Source organism: Streptomyces sp. NPDC045956 (genome assembly GCF_056430705.1).
In genome coordinates, this window is the sequence record NZ_JBWKKZ010000012.1 from 17,647 (window position 1) to 39,609 (window position 21,963).

The window sequence follows — 21,963 nt, forward strand, 5'->3', positions numbered from 1 at the left end:
ACTTACAACCCTGAGAGGGATTGACGCATAGTGCTCGACGTCAACTTCTTCGACGAGCTCCGGATCGGCCTGGCCACCGCTGACGACATCCGTCAGTGGAGCCACGGCGAGGTCAAGAAGCCCGAGACGATCAACTACCGCACGCTCAAGCCCGAGAAGGACGGACTCTTCTGCGAGAAGATCTTCGGTCCGACCCGGGACTGGGAGTGCTACTGCGGCAAGTACAAGCGCGTCCGCTTCAAGGGCATCATCTGTGAGCGCTGTGGCGTCGAGGTCACGCGCGCCAAGGTGCGCCGTGAGCGGATGGGCCACATCGAACTGGCCGCCCCCGTCACCCACATCTGGTACTTCAAGGGCGTCCCGTCGCGCCTGGGCTACCTGCTCGACCTCGCCCCGAAGGACCTCGAGAAGGTCATCTACTTCGCGGCGTACATGATCACGTTCGTGGACGAGGAGCGTCGTACCCGCGACCTGCCGTCCCTGGAGGCGCACGTCTCCGTCGAGCGTCAGCAGATCGAGAACCGTCGCGACTCCGACCTGGAGGCCCGCGCCAAGAAGCTCGAGACGGACCTCGCCGAGCTGGAGGCCGAGGGCGCCAAGGCCGACGTGCGCCGCAAGGTGCGCGAGGGTGCCGAGCGCGAGATGAAGCAGCTGCGCGACCGTGCGCAGCGCGAGATCGACCGCCTCGACGAGGTGTGGAACCGGTTCAAGAACCTCAAGGTCCAGGACCTCGAGGGCGACGAGCTGCTCTACCGCGAGCTGCGTGACCGCTTCGGCACGTACTTCGACGGCTCGATGGGCGCCGCCGCGCTGCAGAAGCGCCTGGAGTCCTTCGACCTCGACGAGGAGGCCGAGCGCCTCCGCGAGATCATCCGCACCGGCAAGGGCCAGAAGAAGACCCGTGCGCTCAAGCGCCTCAAGGTCGTCTCCGCGTTCCTGCAGACCAGCAACAGCCCCAAGGGCATGGTGCTGGACTGCGTGCCGGTCATCCCGCCGGACCTGCGTCCGATGGTGCAGCTGGACGGTGGCCGCTTCGCGACCTCCGACCTGAACGACCTGTACCGCCGCGTGATCAACCGCAACAACCGCCTGAAGCGGCTTCTCGACCTCGGCGCGCCCGAGATCATCGTGAACAACGAGAAGCGCATGCTCCAGGAGGCCGTGGACGCCCTCTTCGACAACGGTCGTCGCGGTCGCCCGGTCACCGGTCCCGGCAACCGCCCGCTGAAGTCCCTGAGCGACATGCTCAAGGGCAAGCAGGGTCGTTTCCGTCAGAACCTGCTCGGCAAGCGAGTCGACTACTCGGCGCGTTCCGTCATCGTCGTCGGCCCGCAGCTGAAGCTGCACCAGTGCGGTCTGCCCAAGGCCATGGCGCTGGAGCTCTTCAAGCCGTTCGTGATGAAGCGCCTGGTCGACCTGAACCACGCGCAGAACATCAAGAGCGCCAAGCGCATGGTCGAGCGCGGCCGCACGGTCGTGTACGACGTGCTGGAAGAGGTCATCGCGGAGCACCCGGTTCTGCTGAACCGTGCGCCCACGCTGCACCGCCTCGGCATCCAGGCCTTCGAGCCGCAGCTGGTCGAGGGCAAGGCCATCCAGATCCACCCGCTCGTCTGCACCGCGTTCAACGCGGACTTCGACGGTGACCAGATGGCCGTCCACCTGCCGCTCTCCGCGGAGGCGCAGGCCGAGGCCCGCATCCTGATGCTGTCCTCGAACAACATCCTCAAGCCGGCCGACGGCCGTCCGGTGACGATGCCGACCCAGGACATGGTCCTCGGTCTGTTCTTCCTCACCACCGACGGCGAGGGCCGGGACCTCAAGGGCGAGGGCCGCGCGTTCGGGTCCGCCGCCGAGGCGATCATGGCGTTCGACGCGGGCGACCTGTCGCTCCAGTCGAAGGTCGACATCCGCTTCCCGGTGGGCACCATCCCGCCCCGCGGCTGGGAGCCCCCGGCCCGCGAGGAGGGTGAGCCGGAGTGGCAGCAGGGTGACACCTTCACCCTGAAGACCACGCTGGGCCGCGCGCTCTTCAACGAGCTGCTGCCCGAGGACTACCCCTTCGTCGACTACGAGGTCGGCAAGAAGCAGCTCTCCGAGATCGTCAACGACCTCGCCGAGCGGTACCCGAAGGTCATCGTGGCGGCGACGCTCGACAACCTGAAGGCCTCCGGCTTCTTCTGGGCGACCCGTTCCGGCGTCACCGTGGCCATCTCCGACGTCGTCGTCCCCGAGGCGAAGAAGGAGATCGTCAAGGGCTACGAGGCTCAGGACGAGAAGGTCCAGAAGCAGTACGAGCGCGGTCTGATCACCAAGGACGAGCGCACGCAGGAGCTCATCGCGATCTGGACCAAGGCGACCAACGAGGTCGCCGAGGCGATGAACGAGAACTTCCCGAAGACCAACCCGATCTTCATGATGGTGAACTCGGGTGCACGAGGCAACATGATGCAGATGCGTCAGATCGCCGGTATGCGTGGTCTCGTGTCGAACGCCAAGAACGAGACGATCCCGCGTCCGATCAAGGCCTCGTTCCGTGAGGGCCTGTCCGTGCTGGAGTACTTCATCTCCACGCACGGTGCCCGTAAGGGTCTGGCGGACACCGCCCTGCGTACCGCCGACTCGGGTTACCTCACCCGTCGTCTGGTCGACGTCTCCCAGGACGTCATCATTCGCGAGGAGGACTGCGGCACCGAGCGCGGCCTCAAGCTGCCGATCGCCACGCGCGACGCGGACGGCACGCTGCGCAAGGCCGAGGACGTCGAGACCAGCGTGTACGCCCGCATGCTCGCCGAGGACGTCGTCATCGACGGCAAGGTGATCGCGCCGGCCAACGTCGACCTCGGTGACGTCCTGATCGACGCCCTGGTCGCCAACGGCGTCGAGGAGGTCAAGACCCGTTCGATCCTGACCTGCGAGTCCCAGGTCGGCACCTGCGCCATGTGCTACGGCCGCTCGCTGGCCACCGGCAAGCTGGTCGACATCGGTGAGGCGGTCGGCATCATCGCCGCCCAGTCCATCGGTGAGCCCGGTACCCAGCTGACGATGCGTACCTTCCACACCGGTGGTGTGGCCGGTGACGACATCACGCAGGGTCTGCCGCGTGTCGTCGAGCTCTTCGAGGCCCGTACCCCGAAGGGCGTCGCCCCGATCTCCGAGGCCTCCGGCCGCGTCCGGATCGAGGAGACCGAGAAGACGAAGAAGCTCGTCGTCACTCCCGACGACGGCAGCGACGAGACGGCGTTCCCGATCTCGAAGCGTGCCCGTCTGCTGGTGGGCGAGGGCGACCACGTCGAGGTGGGCCAGAAGCTCACCGTGGGTGCCACCAACCCGCACGACGTGCTGCGCATCCTGGGTCAGCGTGCCGTCCAGGTCCACCTGGTCGGCGAGGTCCAGAAGGTCTACAACTCGCAGGGCGTGTCGATCCACGACAAGCACATCGAGATCATCATCCGGCAGATGCTGCGCCGCGTGACGATCATCGAGTCGGGCGACGCGGAGCTGCTCCCCGGCGAGCTGGTCGAGCGCTCGAAGTTCGAGACCGAGAACCGTCGTGTGGTCCAGGAGGGCGGTCACCCGGCCTCCGGTCGTCCGCAGCTGATGGGTATCACCAAGGCCTCGCTGGCGACGGAATCCTGGCTGTCGGCCGCCTCCTTCCAGGAGACGACCCGAGTCCTGACGGACGCGGCGATCAACGCCAAGTCCGACAGCCTCATCGGCCTCAAGGAGAACGTCATCATCGGTAAGCTCATCCCGGCCGGTACGGGTCTGTCCCGCTACCGCAACATCCGGGTGGAGCCGACCGAGGAGGCCAAGGCCGCGATGTACTCGGCCGTCGGCTACGACGACATCGACTACTCGCCGTTCGGCACCGGCTCCGGCCAGGCCGTTCCGCTGGAGGACTACGACTACGGTCCGTACAACCAGTAAGCGGGCAGGTTGAACGAAGGGCGGTCACCCCACGGGGTGGCCGCCCTTCGGCGTGCACGGGCGTGGGGCAGAATCACGTGCGTCGTCCGTTCTCCGCACCATCCGCCTTCCGTCCCTGGAGTCGTCGTGCTCGCGATAGGAATCTTCCTCGTCGTCATGGTGTGCGGCTCGTCGTTGGTGCTGGGCACCAACCTGTACGCCCTGCGAAAGGCGAGGCGACTGGAGTCCGCGGGCACCCGCGTCGAGGGCGAGTGCGTCAGCCACTACTGGCCGAGCGGCGGTCACGTGGGCGCCGTCTGCACGTACTTCGCCGGAGCCGGCCAGCAGCTCACGGTCCGCTCGTCGCGGTACTCCGTCCCGCCGGTGGAGGTGGGGGACGTGGTGGAGGTCGTCCACGAGCCGGGCAGGCCGGAGCGCGCGATGCTGCTGTTCGAGGCGACCCGGCGGGTGGGGTACGACACAGCCCTGACGGTCGTCATGGGGGCGATGTGGGTGGCGTCGGTGACGGGGCTGCTCTTCACCCTGTGACGGCGCCGCCGCACCGCACGGTGGCTACGGCACGCCCAGTTCGAAGATGACGTAGTGCGCGTACCAGCCGGAGGCGAGCGCGGCCGTGGTGAAGAAGACCGCGAGGCTCGGGAGCCTGAGGCGGGCGAGGGCCGCGGCCGGCGCGAGGAGCAGGGGGAAGGCCGGCAGCAGGTAGCGCATGGTGTTGCCGAACATCTGCTGGGTGCCGAGGACCGTGATGATCGTGGCCAGCGTGTAGGCGACCAGGACCAGCGGGGGCTTCTTGCGCAGCATCAGGGCGATCAGGAAGGGCAGCGCCAGGACCAGCTGGAGGGAGAGCAGGTCCGGGGTGGAGAAGGCGAAGACGTAGTCGCCCTTGCCGACGGCGAGGTTGCGCAGCACGTCCAGGGTGTAGGCGCCGTAGTCGAAGAAGTGCGCCCAGCCCTCGCGCTGGAGCGTGAAGTACGCGGTGGCCTCGCCGGTGCGGTAGCCGACCCAGGCGATGTAGCCGAGCAGGCCCAGTGGCGCCACGACCATGGCGTACACCGGGCCCCGTACGCCGTGCTCGCGCCGGGAGGCGGGGCGGGCCAGGGTCACCAGGGCGGCCAGGCCCACGGCGCCTATCAGGACGGCGGACGTGGGCCGGTTCAGGCCCGCGGTGAAGGCCAGCAGCCCGGCCGTCACCCAGCGCCCGGTCATCACCGCGTAGCAGGCCCAGGCGGCGATGGCGACGAACAGGGACTCGGAGTACACGGCCCACTCGACGCCCGCGCCGGGCGCGACGGCCCACAGCCCGGCGGCGATCGTGCCCGCGCGGGCCCCGGCCACCAGGCGGACCACGGCGAAGATGCCCGCGGCCGCGACGAACGAGCAGACGACGGAGACGAGGATGCCGGCGCCGTACAGCCCGAGGCCGGTGACCTCCGAGACCATGCGGATCAGGGACGGGTAGAGCGGGAAGAAGGCGACCGAGTTCTGCTGGACGGTGAACAGGCCGTCGCCGCCGAGCCGTACCAGGGAGGGGCTGTAGCCGTGCTCGGCGACCTGGAGGTACCACCAGCCGTCCCAGGTGGCCAGGACGTCCCACCAGTGGGCGCCGCCGCCGAAGCGCGGGTTCTTGCCCTCGTAGTCCCCGGCGTACTCCAGCAGCGACGCGAAGACCGCGAGGCCGACGAGCTTGGTGACGCCGTACAGGGCCAGTGCGGGCAGGTAGGGGCGGGCGCGGTCGGGGAGGACGGGAGGCCAGGTCCGCCAGGAGCGTTCCGGACGGTCCTCGGGCTGCCCGTCCGGTGCGCCGGCGGGCCTGTCGGTCACCGTGTCGTCGGCAGCCGTGTCCATGGCTGTCATCCCCCTCGGTCCGTGCTCATGCGTCAATTGCTGCCATAAGATCGCACAAGAGTCGCACATCTGTGCTCAGGATCAGGGTGAGGGGAGGCGCGGTGCCCGAGGAACGGGACGCGGAGCGGCACGGACCGGTCGTGCTGTCGGTCGTCATACCGATGTACAACGAAGAAGAGGTCCTCCCCGCGCTGGTCAGTCGACTGCGCCCGGTCCTGACGGAGCTGGGCGTCGCCCACGAGGTCGTGGCGGTCGACGACGGCAGCGGGGACCGCACGGCGGAGCTGCTCGCCGCCTTCCGGCTGGGCTGGCCGGAGCTGCGCGTGGTCGCGCTGCGGCGCAATTCCGGGCACCAGGCGGCCCTCACGGCCGGTCTGGACCGGGCCGTGGGCACCTACGTGGTCAGCCTCGACGCCGACCTCCAGGACCCGCCGGAGAAGATCCCCGACATGCTGGCGCTGGCCCGCGCCGAGGGCCTCGACATCGTCTACGGCGTCCGCGACGACCGCAGCAGCGACTCCGGGTTCAAGCGGTGGACGGCGGGCTGCTACTACCGGCTCATGCGGCGCCTCGCGGGGCCCTCGGTCCCGGCCCAGGCGGGGGACTTCCGGCTGCTGAGCCGGGCCGCCGTCGACGCCCTGAAGGCCCTGCCGGACCAGCAGCGGGTCTACCGGCTGCTGGTGCCCTGGCTGGGGTTCCCGAGCGGGCAGGTGACGTACGAGCGGGCGCCGCGCACGGCGGGGCGGACCAAGTACCCGTTGGGGAGGATGATCCGGCTCGGGGTCGACAGCGTCACCGGCTTCTCCGCGGCCCCGCTGCGCATCGCGACCTGGCTGGGCGCCGGCGCGTTCGTCGTCTGCCTGGGGCTGCTGGTCTACACCCTCACCGCCTTCGCGCTCGGCCGGACGGTGCCGGGCTGGACCTCCCTGTTCACCGGCATCGTGTTCATCGGCGGGGTGCAGCTGATCTGCGTCGGTCTGCTCGGCGAGTACGTCGGGCGCATCTACACCGCCGTGCAGAACCGGCCGACGTACTTCGTCCGGCACGACACGGCAGTGCCGACCGCGCCCGCGGCGCCGGGGCAGGGCGCGGCCGGGGAGAACGGGGTGCGGGTGCCCGCCCCCAGGGCCTGAGGCGGCCGGTACCGAACGGTACGTACCGGGACGGAAAGGGTGGCGCTGTCGGTCCAGCGCATTTGTTTTGACCGCAGCGAATGCGATAGGTACGCTCAGACCTTGTGCCTGGGGTGTGCCCTGGCCCCCGTGCGTGCCTTTCAACCGCGGTGGGGGTCGTCACCGGCCACCGTGATCCGCGCTTCTTCCGCCTTGGCGGCAAGGGTCCGCGGCTCCGACACACCCGACCGCGTGGGTCGGCAAAGTCTCAGGTTAGCTTCACCATTCGGCACACAGAAACCGGAGAAGTAGTGCCTACGATCCAGCAGCTGGTCCGGAAGGGCCGGCAGGACAAGGTCGAGAAGAACAAGACGCCCGCACTCGAGGGTTCGCCCCAGCGTCGCGGCGTCTGCACGCGTGTGTTCACGACCACCCCGAAGAAGCCGAACTCGGCCCTGCGTAAGGTCGCGCGTGTGCGTCTGACCAGCGGGATCGAGGTCACTGCTTACATTCCGGGTGAGGGGCACAACCTGCAGGAGCACTCCATCGTGCTCGTGCGCGGCGGCCGTGTGAAGGACCTGCCGGGTGTTCGCTACAAGATCATCCGCGGTTCGCTTGACACCCAGGGTGTGAAGAACCGCAAGCAGGCCCGCAGCCGCTACGGCGCCAAGAAGGAGAAGTAAGAATGCCTCGTAAGGGCCCCGCCCCGAAGCGCCCGGTCATCATCGACCCGGTCTACGGTTCTCCTCTGGTGACCTCCCTGATCAACAAGGTGCTGCTGAACGGCAAGCGCTCCACCGCCGAGCGCATCGTCTACGGCGCCATGGAGGGCCTGCGCGAGAAGACCGGCAACGACCCGGTCATCACGCTGAAGCGCGCTCTCGAGAACATCAAGCCGACCCTCGAGGTCAAGTCCCGCCGTGTCGGTGGTGCGACCTACCAGGTCCCGATCGAGGTCAAGCCGGGCCGTGCGAACACGCTCGCCCTGCGCTGGCTGGTCGGTTACTCCCGCGCCCGTCGCGAGAAGACCATGACCGAGCGTCTGCTGAACGAGCTCCTCGACGCCTCCAACGGCCTGGGTGCCGCTGTGAAGAAGCGCGAGGACACGCACAAGATGGCCGAGTCCAACAAGGCCTTCGCGCACTACCGCTGGTAGTCGCTACCCACATCGAGACCGAGAGAAGACTGAAGCCTTATGGCTACCACTTCACTTGACCTGGCCAAGGTCCGCAACATCGGGATCATGGCCCACATCGACGCGGGCAAGACGACCACCACCGAGCGGATCCTGTTCTACACCGGTGTGTCGTACAAGATCGGTGAGGTCCACGACGGCGCCGCCACGATGGACTGGATGGAGCAGGAGCAGGAGCGTGGCATCACGATCACGTCTGCTGCGACCACCTGTCACTGGCCGCTCGAGGACAACGACTACACGATCAACATCATCGACACCCCGGGGCACGTCGACTTCACCGTCGAGGTGGAGCGTTCCCTGCGTGTGCTCGACGGTGCCGTGACCGTGTTCGACGGTGTCGCCGGTGTCGAGCCGCAGTCCGAGACGGTGTGGCGTCAGGCCGACCGCTACGGCGTGCCGCGCATCTGCTTCGTCAACAAGCTGGACCGTACCGGCGCCGAGTTCCACCGCTGCGTGGAGATGATCTCGGACCGCCTGGGCGCCCAGCCGCTCGTCATGCAGCTCCCGATCGGTGCCGAGGCCGACTTCAAGGGCGTCGTGGACCTGGTCCGCATGAAGGCGCTCGTGTGGTCCGCCGAGGCGGCCAAGGGCGAGATGTACGACACCGTCGACATCCCGGCCACGCACACCGAGGCCGCCGAGGAGTGGCGCGGCAAGCTGGTCGAGGCCGTCGCGGAGAACGACGAAGAGATCATGGAGCTGTTCCTGGAGGGCCAGGAGCCCACCGAGGAGCAGCTGTACGCCGCGATCCGTCGCATCACCATCGCGTCCGGCAAGTCCGAGGACACCACGGTCACCCCGGTGTTCTGCGGCACCGCGTTCAAGAACAAGGGCGTCCAGCCCCTGCTCGACGCGGTCGTGCGCTACCTGCCGACCCCGCTCGACGTCGAGGCCATCGAGGGCCACGACGTCAAGGACCCCGAGGTCGTCGTCAAGCGCAAGCCGTCCGAGGACGAGCCGCTGGCCGCGCTCGCGTTCAAGATCATGAGCGACCCGCACCTCGGCAAGCTCACCTTCGTCCGGGTCTACTCGGGCCGCCTGGAGTCCGGCACCGCGGTGCTGAACTCCGTCAAGGGCAAGAAGGAGCGCATCGGCAAGATCTACCGCATGCACGCCAACAAGCGTGAGGAGATCGAGTCGGTGGGCGCCGGCGACATCGTCGCCGTCATGGGCCTGAAGCAGACCACCACCGGTGAGACGCTGTCCGACGACAAGAACCCGGTGATCCTGGAGTCCATGGACTTCCCGGCGCCGGTCATCCAGGTCGCCATCGAGCCCAAGTCGAAGGGCGACCAGGAGAAGCTGGGCGTCGCGATCCAGCGCCTCGCCGAGGAGGACCCGTCGTTCCAGGTCCACTCGGACGAGGAGACGGGCCAGACCATCATCGGTGGTATGGGCGAGCTGCACCTCGAGGTGCTGGTCGACCGTATGCGCCGTGAGTTCAAGGTCGAGGCCAACGTCGGCAAGCCGCAGGTCGCGTACCGTGAGACGATCCGCAAGACCGTCGAGCGCGTGGACTACACCCACAAGAAGCAGACCGGTGGTACCGGTCAGTTCGCCAAGGTGCAGATCGCGATCGAGCCGATCGAGGGCGGCGACGCCTCGTACGAGTTCGTGAACAAGGTGACCGGTGGCCGCATCCCGAAGGAGTACATCCCTTCGGTGGACGCCGGTGCCCAGGAGGCCATGCAGTTCGGCATCCTGGCCGGCTACGAGATGACGGGCGTCCGCGTCACGCTCATCGACGGTGGCTACCACGAGGTCGACTCCTCCGAGCTCGCCTTCAAGATCGCCGGTTCGCAGGCCTTCAAGGAGGCCGCGCGCAAGGCTTCGCCCGTGCTCCTGGAGCCGATGATGGCCGTAGAGGTCACCACGCCCGAGGACTACATGGGCGAGGTCATCGGTGACATCAACTCCCGCCGTGGCCAGATCCAGGCCATGGAGGAGCGGATGGGTGCCCGCGTCGTGAAGGGCCTTGTACCGCTGTCGGAGATGTTCGGCTACGTCGGAGACCTCCGCAGCAAGACGTCGGGTCGCGCAAGCTACTCGATGCAGTTCGACTCCTACGCCGAGGTTCCCCGGAACGTCGCCGAGGAGATCATCGCGAAGGCCAAGGGCGAGTAACGGACTCCGTTCAACGGACCCCGTGCTCAAGCTTTAGGCTTGACCCCGGAGCCTGCATGGGGCATTCCGCCGCGAACCCGGTGGAATGCCCCCGGCACCCGGGCTTTCCAGCAAAGATCACCTGGCGCCGATGAGTAAGGCGTACAGAACCACTCCACAGGAGGACCCCAGTGGCGAAGGCGAAGTTCGAGCGGACTAAGCCGCACGTCAACATCGGCACCATCGGTCACATCGACCACGGTAAGACGACCCTCACGGCCGCCATTACCAAGGTGCTGCACGACGCGTACCCGGACCTGAACGAGGCCTCGGCCTTCGACCAGATCGACAAGGCTCCTGAGGAGCGCCAGCGCGGTATCACCATCTCCATCGCGCACGTCGAGTACCAGACGGAGACCCGTCACTACGCCCACGTCGACTGCCCCGGTCACGCGGACTACATCAAGAACATGATCACGGGTGCGGCGCAGATGGACGGCGCCATCCTCGTGGTCGCCGCCACCGACGGCCCGATGCCGCAGACCAAGGAGCACGTGCTCCTGGCCCGCCAGGTCGGCGTTCCGTACATCGTCGTCGCCCTGAACAAGGCCGACATGGTGGACGACGAGGAGATCCTGGAGCTCGTCGAGCTCGAGGTGCGCGAGCTCCTCTCCGAGTACGAGTTCCCGGGCGACGAGCTTCCGGTCGTCAAGGTCTCCGCTCTGAAGGCCCTCGAGGGCGACAAGGAGTGGGGCAACTCGGTCCTCGAGCTCATGAAGGCCGTGGACGAGTCCATCCCGGAGCCCGAGCGCGACGTCGACAAGCCGTTCCTGATGCCGATCGAGGACGTCTTCACCATCACCGGTCGCGGTACGGTCGTCACCGGCCGCATCGAGCGTGGTGTCCTCAAGGTCAACGAGACCGTCGACATCATCGGCATCAAGACCGAGAAGACCACCACCACGGTCACCGGCATCGAGATGTTCCGCAAGCTGCTCGACGAGGGCCAGGCCGGTGAGAACGTCGGTCTGCTCCTCCGTGGCATCAAGCGCGAGGACGTCGAGCGCGGCCAGGTCATCATCAAGCCGGGCTCGGTCACCCCGCACACCGAGTTCGAGGCCCAGGCCTACATCCTGTCGAAGGACGAGGGTGGCCGTCACACCCCCTTCTTCAACAACTACCGTCCGCAGTTCTACTTCCGTACGACGGACGTGACCGGCGTCGTGACCCTCCCCGAGGGCACCGAGATGGTCATGCCGGGTGACAACACCGAGATGAAGGTGGAGCTCATCCAGCCCGTCGCCATGGAAGAGGGCCTGAAGTTCGCCATCCGCGAGGGTGGCCGGACCGTGGGCGCCGGCCAGGTCACCAAGATCAACAAGTAAGCTCCGCTTGCTTGTCGGTCTCTGACCTGACATGGGCTGATGCCTGAGAGGGCCCGCACGACTTCGGTCGTGCGGGCCCTTTCGCATGGGTGGTGAGGGCGGAAACGTCAAACGACGTCCCGGACCGTCACTCGATCGGCGGCATTGCTGGCATATGTGGCTGGCAAGACCCGTCGCTCTTCTACGTTCGGTGCATGGTCAGTTCATCTCACGAGGCGCTGCACCGGATCTTCCAGGAGGATCCGGCGCTCTTCGCCCGGGCCGTCCGGGCCCTCGGCGTCACCTTCGCCGAACCGGTCTGCGCGGTACCGCTCACCACCGACCTCCCCGAGAGCCGCCCGGTGGAGCGACGCGTGGACACGCTGCTGCGCATGGAGACGCGCGACAACGGCAGCTTCCTGCTCGCCGTCGAGTCCCAGGGCAAGCAGGACCCCGACAAGCACGCGAGCTGGGCCTACTATCTGGCGCACCTCCACGCCAAGTACGGGTTGCCGCCGGTCCTGCTGGTCGTCTGCGCCGATCGGCGCACCGCCTCCTGGGCGGCCCGGCAGGTGGACCTCGGGCCCCCGCAGTGGCCTTCGCTCACCGTGCGCCCCCTGGTTCTCGGGCCCGATCACGTGCCCGTGATCGACAGCCCCGACGAAGCGGCGCGCGACATCCCGCTGACCGTTCTCTCCGCGGCGCTGCACCGCCGCGATCCGGGCGCCGATGCGATACTGAAGGCGCTGGCCTCGGCGTTGAAAGGCCTGTCGGCCGAGGACGAGAGCACGGCAAGCATCTACATCGAACTCACGGAACAAGGACTCGGCAAGACGCCGGCCGCAGACTTCTGGAGGCAGATCATGGCCGCCGACCTTTCGTTCTTCCAGTCGGAGACCGCGCAGAGCCTGCGTGCTGAGGGGCGTGCTGAGGGGCGTGCCGAGGACATTCTGCTGTTGTTGGAGCGGCGGGGTGTGCCGGTGTCGGGTGGTGAGCGGGAGCGCATCGTGGGATGTGTGGATCTTGAGGTGTTGGGGGTCTGGTTCTCGCGGGCGATCACCGCTGGGTCGGTGGCGGAGGTTTTCGGGGCCGCGGAGGGGGAGTGAGCCGCTTGGCCGCCGACCTTTCGTTCTTCCAGTCGGAGACCGCGCAGAGCCTGCGTGCTGAGGGGCGCAGCGAGGGGCGTGCCGAGGGGCGTGCCGAGGGGCGCGCGGCGGGGCGTGCCGAGGACATTCTGTTGTTGTTGGAGCGGCGGGGTGTGCCGGTGTCGGGTGGTGAGCGGGAGCGCATCGTGGGGTGTGGGGATCTTGAGGTGTTGGGGGTCTGGTTCTCGCGGGCGATCACCGCTGGGTCGGTGGCGGAGGTTTTCGGGGCCGCGGAGGGGTGAGGCGGGGCACCGCGGTGGTCACGGGCGGGTGCCCGCGAGGTGTACCGCGGTGCGTCGCAGGGCTAGGGCCGCAGGGATGACCGAGGCGAGTACCGTGAGCACCGCGCAGGCGCCGACGGCCGTGCCGAGGGCCGTCCACGGGACCGCCGGCGTGGGGCGTACCCCGAGCAGGCCCAGCGCCGCCCACATCCCGGCCAGGTCGATCCCGGCGACGACCAGCCCGAGGACCGCGCCGACCGCGACGACCACCAGCGACTCGGCCCCCACCAGGCGCAGTACCTGTCCGCCCGTGGCCCCGGTCAGCCGCAGCGCGGCCAGGTCGCGGACCCGGTCGGAGGTGGCCATCAGCATCGTGTTGACCAGCGAGATGCCGGTGTAGAGCAGGGCGATGCCGAGGACCAGCAGCAGGCCGAGCCGGGTCGGGCGGTTGGTCTCCGGGTAGGTGGCCGCGACCCACTCGTCCGTGCCGTGCACCTGCCCCCCGTCCGAGCGCACCGCCTCGCGCAGCCCGGCGGCCACCGCCCCGGTGTCGGCGCCGTCCGCCAGGGCCACGTCCACCCGGTCGACGGGGGCGCCGGGGGCGTTGGCGGGCGTGACCCAGACGCCGTTGCCGCCGGTACCGGTGTGCATGACGGCGGCGATGCGCAGCGTCTTCTCGGTGCCGTCCCCCAGCCACACCCGCACGCTGTCGCCCACGGAGTGCCGTTCCCACTCCTCGTTGACGATGAGGGAGCCGTCGTCGAGGTCGGCCACGTTCCCCGCGGCGAGCGGCAGCCGGGTGGTCGCGGCGAGGGCCGCGGGCCCCGCGACGGCGCGCGCCTCGGACCGGACGAGCGCGACGCCCTCCTCCAGGACGTGGACCGCGCTGGACGAGGTCGGCGAGACGGTGGCCCCGGGCACGGCGCGCAGCCGCCGCACGGTCCGTTCGTCGAAGCCCGTGCCGTCCGGCGCGGTCACCACGAAGGCGGCGGCGGTGCGCTCGCGCGTCTCGGTGGCCTTCGCCTCGTTCAGCGTCGCGGTGGCGCCGAGCAGGGAGCCCGCGAGGGCGACCGTCACCAGCACGGGTGCCGCCACGGCCGCGGTACGGCGCACAGCGCCGGCCGCGTTCTCGCGGACCAGCATGCCCGTGGCGCCCGGCAGACGGGCGGGCAGCCACGCCAGGAGCCGGGCCAGCGGACGCACCACGACCGGCGCGAGCAGCGCCGCCGCCGTGATCAGCAGCATCGGGCGGACGATGTACGTCTTGCGGTGCAGCAGGTCGCCGGGGTCGTCCGCGAGGGCGATACCGAGCGTCACCACGGCCGTCAGCAGCAGCGCGAGGCCGCACAGCCACCGGCCCCGGGTCATCGCCCCCGCGTCCACGGCGGCCTCGCGCAGCGCCTCGGCGGGGCCGGTCCGGCCCGCCCGCCACGACGCCGCCACCACTCCGCACAGGGCGACGAGGAGTCCGGTCCAGAAGGCCGTGTGGAACGGCCAGGTGTGATCCCCGAGGGTGAACCAGGCAGGCGCCAGGCCGGCGTCGACCACCCACTCGGCGAGCAGCGGTGCGCCGTACCCGCCCAGTGCGCACCCCGCGGCCGAGGCCGGTACGCCGACCAGCAGGGCCTCGGCGAACACGGTCCGCCGGATCTGGCCCGGCGTCGCGCCCGCCGTGCGCAGCAGCCCGAACTCGCGTCGCCGCTGGGCGACCGTGAAGGCGAACGTGGACGCCACGACGAACACCGAGACGAACGCGGTGACGCCGCCGGCCGTGCCGAACAGGGCGTTCATCGCGGTCAGCGCCTCGCCGTCCCGGCCGGGGTCGGCGTCGGCGTACCGGCGGTCGTCCCCGGTGAGCACCCGGACACCGGCGCTGCCCCGCACCGCGTCCCGTACGGCGGACGGGTCCGCGTCCACCACGAGCTGGAGGCTGACGGGGGACAGCCGGGCGGCACGCGGGTCGGTGAAGAAGACGGCGTCCTCGAACCCGAGGCCGGGGACGGTGCCCACGACCCGCACGGTGCCGCGGTCGGTCCGGACGCGGTCGCCCGGCGCCGCCCAGCCGCCGGTGACGACGACCTCGTCGGCCGTGCGGGGCGCGCGGCCCGCGTCGATCGCGTACGGAGCGAACCGGGCCGTGGACCACGGGTGGCCCACCAGGGAGCGGGGCCCGCCGTCGGCCCGTACCGGGAAGGAGCGGTCCTCGACGACGGTGCCGAGCCGCTCCAGCCGGGCCACGGCCTGAGCCGGCACCGCACGGGGCTGCGTGAGCGCCGCCGTACGGTCGCCGATCGGCGTGGACACCGTCAGGGTGTCCTGGCCCCGGACCACGACCGGCGCGGCGGCGAACCGTTCCGGGGCGCGGCCGGGGGCGTCCGTCGAGGAGGCGAGGACCAGCCCCATGACGGTGAGCAGGGCGACGCCCAGCGACAGCGCGACGAAGCTGCCGGTGAAGGAGGCCCAGCGGAAGCGCAGGGTGCGCAGGGCCACGGTCAGCACGGGGTGGCCTCCGGCCGGGGGGTGTGGGGGGCGGCGGTCAGCACGGGGTGGCCTCCAGGTGGGTCATGCGGGTCGCGACGGCGTCGGCGCCCGCCGCGGTCAGCTCGCCGTGGACCCGGCCGTCGACGAGGAAGACCACGCGGTCGGCGTAGGAGGCCGCCACCGGGTCGTGGGTGACCATGACGACCGTCTGGCCCGCGTCGTCGACCATGCCGCGCAGCAGCGCCAGCACCTCACGCCCGGTCCGGGTGTCCAGGGCACCGGTCGGCTCGTCGCCGAAAAGGATCTCGGGGCGGGTGATCAGCGCGCGGGCCAGCGCGACGCGCTGCTGCTGGCCGCCGGACAGCTCCGCGGGCCGGTGCCGGGCCCGGTCGGCGAGCCCGACCTGGGCGAGGACCTCGCGCACCCGGGCCCGGGAGGGGCGGCGGCCGGCCAGGCGCAGGGGGAGGGCGACGTTCTGCGCGGCGGTCAGCGACGGCAGCAGGTTGAACGCCTGGAACACGAACCCGATGCGGTCACGGCGCAGCAGCGTCAGCCGCCGCTCGCTCAGCCCGGTCAGGTCGGTGCCGCCGACGACCACCGCCCCCGACGTGGGCCGGTCCAGACCGGCGGCGCATTGGAGGAGGGACGACTTGCCCGAGCCCGAGGGGCCCATCACGGCGGTGAACGTGCCCCGGGGAAAGGCGAGGGAGACCTCGTCGAGGGCGGTCACGGCGCTGTCGCCCGACCCGTACCGTCTGCTCACGGAGCACAACCGGACCGCGTCCACGGCGTCCACCGCGTCCATCGCGTTCATCGCGTTCATCACGTCGAATACGGGGTCGTGCTCTGCGTCGACCGTCCGGCCCGTGTTCCTGTTCATCTGTCCCCACTCGTCGGCTTCTCGGCTGATGACTCCACGAAACCGTCCGCGAACACCCCGGCGCAGTGCGGCAGGGGCGAGAAACGGGGTAGGGCGGGCCATACCCCCGGGACGCCCCCTGGACCGATGGCCCGGTCGTGCGCGGGCGTCCTACGGTGATCCGCATGCACCCTCGCAACGTGTGGCAGGCCATGTCCGGCCCGGGCCCCGGCTTCCTGCTGTCGGCCTGGCCGTGGCGCGCGGTCGCCTACCTGGCGTCCGGGGCGGTGGCCGGTGCCGTGACCCTGGTGGGGGTCGTGACCGCCGCCGCCGTCGGCGGTGTCCTCGCCGTCGTCGTGGTCGGTCTGCCGCTGCTGGTCCTCCTCGCCCTCGCGGGCCTGCCCGTCGCCCACCTGGAGCGCCACCGCCTGCGTCTCGTCGACCGCGACCCCGCACCCGGCCGGCACCGGCAGCCGGCCGCCGCGGGCCTGTGGGCCTGGCTGACCACGCGGCTGCGGGAGCCGGCCACCTGGCGGGAGCTGGGGTACGCGCTGCTGTTCGCCTTCCTGCTCTGGCCGGTGGACGCCCTCGTCCTCTGCGCCGCCCTGGTCCTGCCGCTCTCCACGGTCGCCACGCCACTGTTGATGGCCACCGTGGGCGACGGCGAGGAGGCGAAGGTCCTCAAGCAGTGGACGGTGACCACCTGGCCGACCGCGTTCGGCGTGGCGCTGCTCGGGCTGCTGCTCCTCGTCGTCGGCGCCTACGCGCTGGGGCTCGCGGCGGGCGCGCGGGCCGAGCTGGCCCGCGTCCTCGTGGGCACACCGCGCGGCGGCGACCCGGACGCCCGGGTCGTCGAACTGACCCGCTCCCGTGTGCGGTTGGTGGACGCCTTCGAGGCCGAGCGCCGCCGGATCGAGCGCGACCTGCACGACGGCGCCCAGCAGCGCCTGGTCGCCCTGACGATGGCCCTCGGCCTGGCCCGCCTGGACGCGCCGTCCGGCCCGCTCGCCGACCAGCTGGCCAAGGCCCACGAGGAGGCGGGGAAGGCGCTGGGGGAACTGCGGGAGCTGATCCACGGCATCCACCCCAAGGTGCTCGCCGACTACGGCCTGGCGGCGGCCGTCGAGGACGCCGCCGACCGGTCCGCCGTCCCCGTGGACGTCCACCTGGAACTGCCCGGCCGGCTGCCCCAGGCCGTGGAGGCCGCCGCCTACTTCGTGGTCTGCGAGGCCCTCGCCAACGTCGCCCGGCACAGTGGTGCCGATCGCGCGGAGGTGACCGGCGGGCACCGCGACGGACGGCTGCTCCTGGCGGTCCGCGACGACGGCCGGGGCGGCGCGGAGGCCGGGGCGGGCAGCGGCCTGACCGGGCTCGCCGACCGGGTGTCCGTACTGGATGGCAGACTCTCCGTGTCCAGTCCGCCGGGCGGACCGACCCTGTTGCGTGTGGAGATCCCGTGCGAGTGGACCGAACGCTTCGCGTAGTGCTGGCCGAGGACAGCGTGCTGCTGCGGGACGGGCTGGTCGGCCTGCTCGGCCGCTGCGGGCACGAGGTGGTGGCGGCCGTCGGCGACGCGGAGGCACTCGTCGCGGCGGTGGAGGAGCACATCCCGGACATCGTCGTGACGGACGTCCGGATGCCGCCCGCCTTCCAGGACGAGGGTCTGCACGCGGCGGTGCGGCTGCGCGAGAAGCGCCCCACCCTGCCCGTCCTCGTCCTGAGCCAGTACGTGCAACGGGCCTACGCCGCCGAACTGCTGGACTCCGGCGACGGCACGGGCGTGGGCTACCTGCTGAAGGACCGCGTCGGCCAGGTCGAGGAGTTCGTCGACGCGCTGGCCGAGGTCGCGGCCGGCGGCACGGTCGTCGACCCCGAGGTGGTACGTCAGTTGCTGCGCCGCCGCCGGGACCCCCTGGAGCGGCTCAGCCCGCGTGAGCGGGAGGTGCTGGCACTGATCGCCGAGGGCAGGTCCAACGGGGCCATCGCCCGTGAACTCGTCGTCTCCGAGGCGGCCGTCGGCAAGCACGTCGGCAGCATCCTCACCAAGCTCGACCTGCCCCCGGCGGACGGGACGCACCGCAGGGTGCTGGCGGTGCTGGCGTTCCTGCGGGGCTGACCGGTGAGGCGGGCCGCATCCCCGCGCCCGAGGCGGAGGACGGACGCGACCGGGCCCGGGCGCTCTCCCAGTGCGCACCCGGGCCCGTCCCCGACCTCCCCGGCGACGCCCCCCGCGGGTCGTCGTCCGGGGGCCGTCCCCCGTGGGTTCCTCAGCCGCTCACACCCGCTGCCACAGCGCCGGTACGTCCGACGGCTCCCAGCCCCGCTGGGCCTGGTGACCCTGGAGGCAGCGGTAGGTGGCGCCGCCGTACGTCACCGTGTCGCCCGGCTGGTAGACGGTGCCGGCCGCCCAGGTGCCGCCGGGCTCCTCGGGCTCACCCGGGTCCTCGCCGCCGCCACCGGTCGTCTTCAGGGTGAGGCCGTAGTTCTGGAGCAGCGGGTTGATCGGCTGGAAGTACGTCGTCCCGCCGCTGCGGCAGTCGCCCGAGCCGCCCGAGGTGACGCCCTGCGCCTGGCTGCCGGAGATGTAGGAGCCGCCCGAGTCACCGGGCTCGGCGCACACCGTGGTGCGGGTGACGCCCGTGATGGTGCCCTCCGGGTAGGTCACGCTGGTGTTGTGCTGCTGCACGGTGCCGCAGTGCCAGCCGGTGGTGGAGCCGGAGCGGCACACGGACGCACCGACCGGGGCCTGGGTCGACCCGGCGACCTGCACGTTCTGCCCGCCCGCGCCGCTGACGTACGGGGTCGCCGTCCACTGGGAGTTGGTGGCCACCCACGCCATGTCGCGGCCCGGGAAGACCGAGCCCTGGAAGGTCCCCTGGGCCACCCGGTTGGCGCCGCTGGTGCTCGCGCCCGCCCGTCCGCAGTGACCGGCGGTGGCGTAGCCCTGCTGGGTGCCCTTGGTGACCGGGAAGCCGATCGAGCAGCGTCCGCTGTTGTTGATGTAGTACGCCTCGCCGCCGCGCAGGTCGTACAGCGGGCGGGGCCGCTCGGCCGACTGCTCGACGCGGACGGGTCCGGCGTCGACCCCGGCCGCGTCGAGCAGGGCGCGGGCCGCGGCGGGGTGCGGGGCCCGCACGGTGACCGTGTTGGCGCGTACGTCCACGTACCGCACGGGCGCGGCGGCGCTGTCCCGGGCGGCGACGGCACGGTCGACGCGGGCCTTGGCCGCGTCCAGGTCGGCGAGCGAGTGCCGTACGACCTCCGCCACCGCGCCCTCGGCCTCGATCGCCGCCACGTCGCCCGCGTCCGTGGTCGCCACCGTCAGGGTGCCGGACTCGGCGCCGCGCACCCACGCGCCCGCGAAGTCGGCGCCGAGCGCGGCCCGGAGCCGTCCCGCGGTGGCGCCCGCGTCCGCCTCGTTGGCCAGCCGGCGCTCCGCCTGCCGCAGGTCGAGGCCGAGGTCGCGTTCCATGGCCCGGAGCAGCGCGGGCGGCGCGGTGTCGGTGCGCAGGGACTCGGCCGCGGTGGGCGCCGCGTCGGCGGGGGCCGTCCCGGCGCTCGCGGAGCCGCTGAGCCCGGCCACGAGCAGGGCGGCCGTCGCGGCGACGGCGGCGCCCACGGCTCTGGTGTGTCGGTGGGGCATGGGGGATCTCCTCGGTCTCGGTGGGGAGGTGCCGAAACCGTAGGGAGGGACGACCGGCGGTCATAAGCCGTCGGTCGGCCCTCTCCCCTGTGTTATGGAACGCGCAGGCGTCCAGGGAAGGCGTCCGCGGGTCAGGGCACCCGGTTCGCCGCCATCCACTGCGTGTAGCTGTCGCTGCCCGCCGCCACGCCCGCGTGGGCCATGCGTGCCTGCGCCAGCACGGTGGCGGCGAGGTCCTGCCGCTGCGCCACGGCGTGCCGGCCGAGCAGGTGCCGCCAGGCCAGCGGAGTGCCGGTGAGCGGACGGGTGACGATGCCGGGCGTGGTCGGGAAGGTCGCCCGGCACAGGCCCACCGCCCGTCCCACCTGCACGAGGTGCACGAGGGACGCGGTGTCCGTCTCGTACATGCGGCGCGGGGTGAACCCGGCGCGGGTGCAGGACGCGGTGAAGCAGTCGCCGAAGCAGCCGTCGCCGGGCACGCAGGCCCACTCCTCGCCCGCCAGGTCGGTCAGGTCGACCTCGGGCCGGTGGGCGAGCGCATGCCCCTCGGGCACCATGACGAAGACCGGGTCGACGGCGACCTCCTGCCAGACCAGCCCCTCGGCACCGGGCGGGGAGGCGGAGCCGCAGGTCCCGGCCAGGGCGAAGTCCAGCCGCCCCTCGGCCAGCTGTTCGGCCAGCGCCCGCTCCGACCAGGAGGTGCAGGTCGTCATGCGGGTGTCCGGCGCCACGTCCGCGAGCCGGTCCACCAGGGCGCCCAGCAAGGGCCCGTGCGTGCCGCCCAGCCGCAGGTGCCGCGCGGTACGGGGGGCCCGCGCGAACCGCGCCGCCTCCTGCTGCAACTCGGTCACCGCGGGCAGCACGATCCGGCTGCGCTCCAGCACCAGCTCGCCCAGCGCGGTGGCCCGCACGCCGTGTCGGCCACGCACGAACAGGGCGCCGCCCAGCGCCCGTTCGATCCGCTTGAGCTGAGCGCTCAGCGCGGGCTGCGCGAGACCGAGCGCCGTCGCCGCCCTGGTGAGGCTCCCGGCGTCGGCGATGGCCCGGACCGTCCTGAGATGCCGCAACTCCAGCTCCATAGGGGGAGCTTGCGTCGGGCGAGGGGCGGGGGCAAGGGGTTGGTCCGGACCTGTGACGGTGCGGCGTGACCGTGACTCCCGCGGTAGCGGGCGGAGTTGAGCGCGAAGAGGGTCGTTCCGCCTGGTACCCGCTCGTTCCTCGCTACTACAGTGCCGGTGAAGAACGGACGGGTCGGTGCCGCGGTGCCGCGACGGGTCGGCCCGTGGCCCGGGGGACGGCAGGCGCAGGAGATTCGCCGCTACGGACCGACGGCAACAAGCTCCCCCGTTGGTCCGTCGGGATCGCGTACCACGGAAGAGAGCGACGGGGAGTGTCATGAGGATCACCTGGTTCGCCTGGCTGGCCAGGCACTTCGGCACATACGGCTACAGCGACGGGCCGATGCGGGCCGCGATCGGCACGGGCGCCGTGCTGGTGACCGCCGCCTTTCTCTGGTTCACCCTGCACCGCAACCGGCCCGCCGCTGTGACCGCCACGGGCCTCACCTGCGCCCTGGGCATCGGATGGCTGGCCTTTCACTGAGAGGACCGGAGGGCTGCGCACGCAGGCGCAGATCGGCCCAGACGGTCTTGCGCGGGAAGCGGCCCGCCGTGACTCCCCAGCGGTCGGCGAGGGCTTCCACGAGCAGCAGGCCACGGCCCGATTCCGCGTCGGGGGCGGGCGCCTGCGGGTGGGGGAGACGCTCCCCCCGGATGTCGGTGACCTCGATACGAAGGGTGTCGCCGACGACGTAGAGCACGAGCCGGAAGTCGCGGCCGGGGACGCGTCCGTGGGTCACCGCGTTGTTCGCCAGCTCGGCGACGAGCTGACGTGCCGGGTCCAGGGGAAGGCCCCAGGACCGGAGCTGCTCGGTCGCGAGCAGACGGGCCAGGCGGGCACCGCGGGGCGTAGGGGAGAGCTGCACGCTGAAGTTGCGTACGCGGGTCGTGAGTTCGGTGGATTTCACATTCACGTCACTCAGCGTGGTGGCACGCACTTACGG

The 21,963-nt window shown here is 70.9% G+C and carries 18 protein-coding genes; 12 read left to right on the plus strand and 6 right to left on the minus strand.

The annotated features are described in order from the left end of the window. Positions 1–30 precede the first annotated feature (30 nt). Both AC07FV_RS27815 and AC07FV_RS27820 read left to right on the plus strand, forming a co-directional pair. On the plus strand, positions 31–3,930 hold the full coding sequence (locus tag AC07FV_RS27815; RefSeq protein ID WP_053135573.1) for a DNA-directed RNA polymerase subunit beta': 3,900 nt from the start codon (positions 31–33) through the stop codon (positions 3,928–3,930). Between the two features lie 126 nt (positions 3,931–4,056). Then, positions 4,057–4,458, plus strand: coding sequence for a hypothetical protein (locus AC07FV_RS27820; RefSeq protein ID WP_479090086.1), 402 nt, complete (start codon positions 4,057–4,059; stop codon positions 4,456–4,458). 24 nt (positions 4,459–4,482) lie between these two features. Here the strand turns inward: AC07FV_RS27820 and AC07FV_RS27825 are convergent, their stop codons facing one another. Further along, the gene (locus AC07FV_RS27825; protein WP_479090087.1) at positions 4,483–5,775 is read right to left on the minus strand and encodes a hypothetical protein; all 1,293 of its coding nucleotides are present in this window, start codon (positions 5,773–5,775) and stop codon (positions 4,483–4,485) included. A 101-nt stretch (positions 5,776–5,876) separates the two neighbouring features. Between AC07FV_RS27825 and AC07FV_RS27830 the strand changes: the two genes are divergently transcribed. The 7 genes from AC07FV_RS27830 to AC07FV_RS27860 all read left to right on the plus strand — a co-directional run bounded on the left by AC07FV_RS27830 (position 5,877) and on the right by AC07FV_RS27860 (position 12,939). Next, entirely contained in the window at positions 5,877–6,908 is a 1,032-nt protein-coding gene (locus tag AC07FV_RS27830) for a glycosyltransferase family 2 protein (RefSeq protein WP_479090088.1), read from the plus strand. 290 nt (positions 6,909–7,198) lie between these two features. Further along, complete coding sequence (rpsL, locus tag AC07FV_RS27835; RefSeq protein WP_003948652.1) at positions 7,199–7,570, plus strand: 30S ribosomal protein S12; 372 nt, start codon at positions 7,199–7,201, stop codon at positions 7,568–7,570. A gap of 2 nt (positions 7,571–7,572) precedes the next feature. Then, positions 7,573–8,043, plus strand: coding sequence for a 30S ribosomal protein S7 (rpsG, locus tag AC07FV_RS27840; protein WP_003974303.1), 471 nt, complete (start codon positions 7,573–7,575; stop codon positions 8,041–8,043). 39 nt (positions 8,044–8,082) lie between these two features. After that, positions 8,083–10,209: an elongation factor G gene (gene fusA, locus AC07FV_RS27845; protein ID WP_479090090.1), complete on the plus strand. Its 2,127-nt coding sequence runs from the start codon at positions 8,083–8,085 to the stop codon at positions 10,207–10,209. Between the two features lie 170 nt (positions 10,210–10,379). Then, a complete protein-coding gene (tuf, locus tag AC07FV_RS27850) occupies positions 10,380–11,573 on the plus strand; it encodes an elongation factor Tu (RefSeq protein ID WP_053135585.1) in 1,194 nt (397 codons plus the stop codon). Between the two features lie 194 nt (positions 11,574–11,767). Beyond that, positions 11,768–12,658, plus strand: coding sequence for a hypothetical protein (locus tag AC07FV_RS27855; RefSeq protein WP_479090091.1), 891 nt, complete (start codon positions 11,768–11,770; stop codon positions 12,656–12,658). 5 nt (positions 12,659–12,663) lie between these two features. After that, positions 12,664–12,939 carry a hypothetical protein gene (locus AC07FV_RS27860; protein WP_479090093.1) on the plus strand — a complete coding sequence of 92 codons (276 nt, stop codon included), beginning with the start codon at positions 12,664–12,666 and terminating at the stop codon, positions 12,937–12,939. An 18-nt stretch (positions 12,940–12,957) separates the two neighbouring features. On the opposite strand, the gene AC07FV_RS27865 is transcribed toward AC07FV_RS27860, so the two are convergent. Continuing rightward, positions 12,958–15,417, minus strand: a complete 2,460-nt coding sequence (locus AC07FV_RS27865) for an ABC transporter permease (RefSeq protein ID WP_479090094.1) — start codon at positions 15,415–15,417, stop codon at positions 12,958–12,960. A 37-nt stretch (positions 15,418–15,454) separates the two neighbouring features. Then, on the minus strand, positions 15,455–16,204 hold the full coding sequence (locus tag AC07FV_RS27870; RefSeq protein WP_479090357.1) for an ABC transporter ATP-binding protein: 750 nt from the start codon (positions 16,202–16,204) through the stop codon (positions 15,455–15,457). Positions 16,205–16,443: 239 nt separating this feature from the next. Here AC07FV_RS27870 and AC07FV_RS27875 point away from each other — a divergent pair, with 239 nt between their 5' ends. Together AC07FV_RS27875 and AC07FV_RS27880 are read left to right on the plus strand one after the other, a co-directional pair. Continuing rightward, positions 16,444–17,742 carry a sensor histidine kinase gene (locus AC07FV_RS27875; protein WP_479090096.1) on the plus strand — a complete coding sequence of 433 codons (1,299 nt, stop codon included), beginning with the start codon at positions 16,444–16,446 and terminating at the stop codon, positions 17,740–17,742. After that, the gene (locus tag AC07FV_RS27880; protein WP_479090359.1) at positions 17,742–18,374 is read left to right on the plus strand and encodes a response regulator; all 633 of its coding nucleotides are present in this window, start codon (positions 17,742–17,744) and stop codon (positions 18,372–18,374) included. The genes AC07FV_RS27875 and AC07FV_RS27880 overlap by 1 nt, the downstream gene beginning before the upstream one ends. A gap of 159 nt (positions 18,375–18,533) precedes the next feature. Here AC07FV_RS27880 and AC07FV_RS27885 read toward each other — a convergent pair whose 3' ends face one another. Together AC07FV_RS27885 and AC07FV_RS27890 are read right to left on the minus strand one after the other, a co-directional pair. Continuing rightward, positions 18,534–19,901, minus strand: coding sequence for a carbohydrate-binding protein (locus tag AC07FV_RS27885; RefSeq protein WP_479090097.1), 1,368 nt, complete (start codon positions 19,899–19,901; stop codon positions 18,534–18,536). A 131-nt stretch (positions 19,902–20,032) separates the two neighbouring features. Further along, positions 20,033–20,980, minus strand: a complete 948-nt coding sequence (locus AC07FV_RS27890) for a LysR family transcriptional regulator (RefSeq protein ID WP_479090099.1) — start codon at positions 20,978–20,980, stop codon at positions 20,033–20,035. Between the two features lie 316 nt (positions 20,981–21,296). On the opposite strand from AC07FV_RS27890, the gene AC07FV_RS27895 reads away from it, so the two are divergent. Next, positions 21,297–21,503 carry a hypothetical protein gene (locus tag AC07FV_RS27895; RefSeq protein ID WP_479090100.1) on the plus strand — a complete coding sequence of 69 codons (207 nt, stop codon included), beginning with the start codon at positions 21,297–21,299 and terminating at the stop codon, positions 21,501–21,503. On the opposite strand, the gene AC07FV_RS27900 is transcribed toward AC07FV_RS27895, so the two are convergent. Continuing rightward, positions 21,463–21,933, minus strand: coding sequence for an ATP-binding protein (locus AC07FV_RS27900; protein WP_479090101.1), 471 nt, complete (start codon positions 21,931–21,933; stop codon positions 21,463–21,465). The genes AC07FV_RS27895 and AC07FV_RS27900 overlap by 41 nt on opposite strands. Positions 21,934–21,963 lie beyond the last annotated feature (30 nt).